The following is a 5,250-nucleotide window of genomic DNA, read 5'->3' on the forward strand; positions in this document are numbered from 1 at the left end:
TCGCGGGCCCGGCGGCTTTCTGCGGGCCTCACAGGCCCCACGGGCACCCAGACGCCGAGGGGCCCGCAGCGCATGCGCTGCGGGCCCCTCGGCGTCTTGTCGTCTCTCAGGCGCCGTCGCGGCGCAGCGAAGGCTTGAGCTCCTTCAGCCGGCCGAGCAGGCCGTTGACGAACGAGGGCGACTCGTCCGTGGAGAATTCCTTCGCCAGCTGCACCATCTCGTCGAGGACGACGGCGTCCGGGGTCTCGTCGACCCAGATCAGCTCGTACGCCCCGAGACGCAGGATGTTGCGGTCCACGACCGGCATCCGGTCGAGCGTCCAGCCGACGGAGTACTGGGCGATCAGCTCGTCGATCCGCTTCGCGTGCTCCGCGTAGCCCTCGACCAGCTGCATTGTGTACTCGCTCACCGGCGGCTGCCGGGTGTCGGCCCGGGAGAGCCGGACCCAGTCCGCGAGGACGGTCAGGACGTCGGCGCCCCGCTGGTCGCTCTCGAAGAGGATCTGGAAGGCGCGCTTGCGGGCCGTGTTGCGGGCAGCCACGGTTAGCTGTTCACCCGGCCGAGGTAGTCGCTGGAGCGGGTGTCGACCTTGATCTTCTCACCGGTGGTGATGAAGAGCGGGACCTGGATCTGGTGGCCGGTCTCCAGGGTGGCGGGCTTGGTGCCACCGGTGGAGCGGTCGCCCTGGACGCCCGGCTCGGTCTCGGCGATGGTCAGCTCGACGGCCGCGGGCAGCTCGACGAACAGGACCTCGCCCTCGTGCTGCGCGACGGTGGCGGTGAAGCCCTCGATCAGGAAGTTGGCGGCGTCGCCGACGGCCTTCCGGTCGATGTGCAGCTGGTCGTAGGTCTCCATGTCCATGAAGACGAAGTACTCGCCGTCCATGTACGAGAACTGCATGTCGCGCTTGTCGACAGTGGCCGTCTCGACCTTGACGCCGGCGTTGAAGGTCTTGTCGACGACCTTGCCGGAGAGCACGTTCTTGAGCTTGGTGCGCACGAAGGCCGGGCCCTTGCCGGGCTTGACGTGCTGGAACTCGACGACGGACCAGAGCTGGCCGCCTTCGAGCTTGAGCACCATGCCGTTCTTGAGGTCGTTCGTGGAAGCCACGGTTGCGGAATCTCCTGGACTGACGTGGACGACCCCGGGGGCACGCACCTGCCTATAGTGCGAGCAGCTCCTTGGTCGTAATGGTGAGTAGCTCGGGTCCGCCGTCCGCCTCGGGGCGGACGACGAGCGTGTCATCGATCCGGACGCCGCCCCGGCCCGGGAGGTGGACCCCCGGTTCGACGGTGACCGGCACGCAAGCGTCCAGTTTACCCATGGCCGCGGGAGCCAACTGCGGGTCCTCGTCGATTTCGAGTCCCACACCGTGCCCGGTCATCGACGGCAGCCCTTCGCCGTACCCCGCGGAGTCCAGCACCTGCCGTGCCGCGCGGTCCACATCACGGTAGGCCGCGCCGGGCACCAGCGACTCCCGTCCGGCCCGCTGGGCGGCGAAGACCAGGTCGTACAGCTCGATCTGCCAGTCGGCGGGCGAGGTGCCGATGACGAAGGTACGGCCGATCTCGCAGCGGTAGCCGCGGTAGGTGGCGCCCAGGCAGACGGAGAGGAAGTCGCCCTCCTCGACCCGCCGGTCCGTGGGCCGGTGGCCGCGGCGCCCGGAGTTGGGGCCGGTGCCGACGGAGGTCCGGAAGGCGGGACCGTCGGCGCCGTGATCCACGAGCCGGCGTTCCAGCTCCAGGGCGAGATGCCGTTCCGTCCGGCCGACCAGGATGGATTCCAGCAGCTCGCCCAGGGCCTGGTCGGCGATCTCCGCGCCGATGCGCAGGCAGGAGATCTCCTCCTCGTCCTTGACCACCCTCAGCTGCTCGACCGCGCTGCCCAGGTCGGCCAGGCGCAGCCGGGGCGCGACGGAGCCGATGGCCCGGTGCCGGGCGACGGTGAGGTGGTGTTCCTCCACGGCGAGGGAGTCGGCTCCCTCTGCGGCGGCAAGACCGGCGGCCGCGACGGCCGGATCACCGCCCGGGCCCGGCAGGGTGTGCCGGCGCAGCGCCTCGTCGGGGCGCCCCTCGGCGGGGCGGTCGTCGGGCGGGCCGGCGCACACCAGCAGGTCTTCGCGCTTGCCCAGCAGCAGTACGGCACCGTGTGGTGCCGCGCCCGCGAGGTAGCGCACGTTGGCGGGACGGGAGATCAACGCTCCCGTGGTGCCGCTCGCGCTACAGCGTTCTCGTACCCGCGTGCGGCGGGTCGCGTACACCTCTGACATGAGATGAGCGTAGGAGCCACGGGCGAATCGTGCCGGTTGGGGAGGTTCCGTTCGGGCGAGCCTGTGGTGCGAATGGTCGTGTGGCGGGTGCGGGCGGCGGGGATCGATCGCGCAGTTCCCCGCGCCCTTTCCGTCGGCTCAGGCCCTCGCGTTCACCACTTCGGGGGGCTGGCGATCGAACGGGCCAGGATCTCGTCCAGAACGCGGGCCGTGCCGGGGACGTCGAGCTGGGAGTTGTCGATGATCGGCAGCCCCGAGCCGTACCAGCCCGCCATCCGGCCATGGATGCGGGCGACCTCCTCGTCGGTGAGGCGGCGGTTGCCGGAGCGTTCCGCGTTGCGCTCCAGGACGATGTCGAGGCCGGGGAGCAGGACGACGGGCAGCAGCCCCGGGCCGACGTGCCGTTTCCAGCCGCCGAGGCCGACCACCGGCCGGTCCGGGAAGACGGCGTCGTCGAGGATGCAGGAGATGCCGTTGGCCAGGAAGTTCCGCGCGGCGAAGCCGCAGGTGCGGCGGGCCAGCCGGTACTGCGCCTCCGAGCTGTCGTTCCACCCGGACTGCGGATCGGCGAATCCGGAGCGCACCCATTCGCGCACGTCGTCGAGGCTGATATGGGCGGTGGGCACCCGGCGGTGGTCCGCCCAGTACTTGGCGACGCTGGTCTTGCCGGCGCCGGCGGGGCCGATCAGCAGCACCGCGAGGGTGGTGGTGGCCGGGTCGGGCGCGGCGACGGCCGGCGGGCCGCTGGGGACGGCGACGGGGCCGCCGGGCGGCAGCGGCACATGACCGGTGGTGTCCGGTACGTGCGGCGGCACCGCGGCATGGGGAGCTTGCTGCCCTCCGGTGAAGCCCGGCGCCGGTGGCGGCGGGGGCACGGGGGCGGAGCCCTGCGGCACCGGGGCGGGGCCCTGGGGCGGGCCTGGCTGGTGCGGGCCCGGGTGGTGCGCACCCGGGTGGTGTGCGGCCGGCGACCAGCCGGCGGCCGGACCGTGCCCCGGCTGGTGGGGCGGCGGCAGCGGAGACCCCACTGCGTGCTGCATCCGGTGCCACTCCGTCTCGTCTTTCTTGGCTCGTTCGCCTTCGGGGCGCTTGAGCCGGCGTCGAGAGTCCGACCACGCTCGGCCGCCGGGGCCTTCCGTGTGCTCGGCCCCTCGCCACCGGAGCGCCTCTCCGGCTCACTCGCGACAGGCAATTGGCGCTGGCAGCGGGTGCGAACCCGCTCGCTACCGAACGGTACCGCCCCTGGCCATCGTTTGGTGAACGGCCGGGGGCGGCCCGAAGTGCCCGGCGCGGCAAGGCGAATCGGGCAAGGCGAATCGGACGGAAGGGTCTCTCCGGGACCTACTGGGCCACTTCGCCGTAGGCGGCGAGCAGCACGGCCGGGTCGGGACCCTCCAGGACGGTCGGCTTGGCCAGGCCGTCCAGCACGATGAAGCGCAGCACGTCGCCGCGCGACTTCTTGTCGACCTTCATGGTCTGGAGCAGCTTGGGCCACTGGTCGTAGCGGTAGCTGAGCGGCAGGCCCACCGACTCCAGGATGGTGCGGTGCCGGTCGGCGGTGGCGTCGTCCAACCGGCCCGCCAGACGGCCGAGTTCGGCGGCGAAGTGCATGCCGACGGCGACGGCAGCGCCGTGCCGCCACTTGTAGCGCTCGTTCTTCTCGATCGCGTGGCCGAGGGTGTGGCCGTAGTTGAGGATCTCCCGCAGACCGGACTCCTTCAGATCCGAGGAGACCACCTCCGCCTTGACCCGGATCGACCGCTCGATCAGCTCGGCGGTGTGCGGACCGGCCGGGGTGCGCGCGCCCTCCGGGTCGGCCTCGATCAGGTCGAGGATCACCGGGTCGGAGATGAAGCCGGCCTTGATGACCTCGGCGAGCCCGGAGACGTAGTCGTTGACCGCGAGGGAGTCGAGCGCGGCCAGGTCGCAGAGGACTCCGGCCGGGGGATGGAAGGAGCCGACGAGGTTCTTGCCCTCGGCGGTGTTGATGCCGGTCTTGCCGCCGACCGCCGCGTCGACCATGGCCAGCACGGTCGTCGGGATCGGGATCCAGCGCACGCCGCGCAGCCAGGTCGCCGCCACGAACCCGGCCAGGTCGGTGGTGGAACCGCCGCCGACCCCGACGATGACGTCGGTGCGGGTGAAGCCGGACTGGCCCAGCGCCTTCCAGCAGTAGGCGGCGACCTCGGCGGTCTTGGCCTCCTCGGCGTTGGGCACCTGGATCGCGATCGCCTCGTAGCCCTGCCCGGCCAGGTCGGCGCGCAGCGCGTCACCGGTGTCGGCCAGCGCCTCGGGGTGGATGATCGCCACCCGGGTCGCCTTGTCGCCGATCAGACCGGCCAGTTCGCCCAGCAGCTGACGGCCCACCAGGACCTCGTACGGCTCGCTGCCGGGGGTGCCGCCGACCTGGATCCGCGTCACAGACTCGCTCATGCTTCCTTCAACTCCAGTGCGTCCAGCACCGCCTGGGCGACCTCGTCCGGCGTGCGGGCATCGGTGGCCACGACTGCGCTGGCCGCCTCTTCGTACAGATGCCGGCGGGCCTCCATCAGCTCCCGCCACTGCTTGCGCGGGTTGATCGCCAACAGCGGGCGTGCCGCGTTCAGGCCGGTGCGCTTGGCCGCTTCCTCGACGTCCATCGACAGGTAGACGACCCGCAGGCCGGCCAGCAGGGCGCGGGTGTCCGCGTCCAGGATCGCGCCACCGCCCAGCGCCAGGACGCCGTCGTGGCCGGCGAGCGCCCGATGCACGGCCTGCTTCTCGATGGCGCGGAAGGCGGGTTCGCCCTCGTCCACGAAGATGTCGGCGATGGCGCGGCCCTGTTCGGCGACGATGTCGTCGTCGGTGTCCCGGTAGCCGACTCCCAGCCGCTGCGCGAGCAGCTGCCCGACGGTGGACTTGCCCACCCCCATCGGGCCGACCAGGACGACGACAGGACCGGTACTCATCGGATGTGCAGGTTGTCGAGGTACGACCGCACG

General features: G+C 71.6%; 6 protein-coding genes. All 6 read right to left on the reverse strand.

Annotated features, from left to right (window positions below; all coding sequences use genetic code 11):
• Window positions 1-106: 106 nt before the first annotated feature.
• Window positions 107-541 carry a transcription antitermination factor NusB gene (gene nusB, locus ABT232_RS38125; RefSeq protein ID WP_351849347.1) on the reverse strand — a complete coding sequence of 145 codons (435 nt, stop codon included), beginning with the start codon at window positions 539-541 and terminating at the stop codon, window positions 107-109.
• A gap of 2 nt (window positions 542-543) precedes the next feature.
• The gene (gene efp, locus ABT232_RS38130) at window positions 544-1,110 is read right to left on the reverse strand and encodes an elongation factor P (protein ID WP_351849348.1); all 567 of its coding nucleotides are present in this window, start codon (window positions 1,108-1,110) and stop codon (window positions 544-546) included.
• A 52-nt stretch (window positions 1,111-1,162) separates the two neighbouring features.
• On the reverse strand, window positions 1,163-2,269 hold the full coding sequence (locus tag ABT232_RS38135; protein WP_351849351.1) for an aminopeptidase P family protein: 1,107 nt from the start codon (window positions 2,267-2,269) through the stop codon (window positions 1,163-1,165).
• 152 nt (window positions 2,270-2,421) lie between these two features.
• A complete protein-coding gene (locus tag ABT232_RS38140; RefSeq protein ID WP_351849354.1) occupies window positions 2,422-3,309 on the reverse strand; it encodes a Pro-rich N-terminal domain-containing protein in 888 nt (295 codons plus the stop codon).
• A gap of 301 nt (window positions 3,310-3,610) precedes the next feature.
• On the reverse strand, window positions 3,611-4,702 hold the full coding sequence (gene aroB, locus ABT232_RS38145; protein ID WP_351849356.1) for a 3-dehydroquinate synthase: 1,092 nt from the start codon (window positions 4,700-4,702) through the stop codon (window positions 3,611-3,613).
• On the reverse strand, window positions 4,699-5,217 hold the full coding sequence (locus ABT232_RS38150; RefSeq protein WP_351849359.1) for a shikimate kinase: 519 nt from the start codon (window positions 5,215-5,217) through the stop codon (window positions 4,699-4,701). The genes aroB and ABT232_RS38150 overlap by 4 nt, the downstream gene beginning before the upstream one ends.
• Window positions 5,218-5,250 lie beyond the last annotated feature (33 nt).

It is taken from the genome of Streptomyces sp. NPDC001532, assembly GCF_040298625.1.
GTDB lineage: Bacteria > Actinomycetota > Actinomycetes > Streptomycetales > Streptomycetaceae > Streptomyces.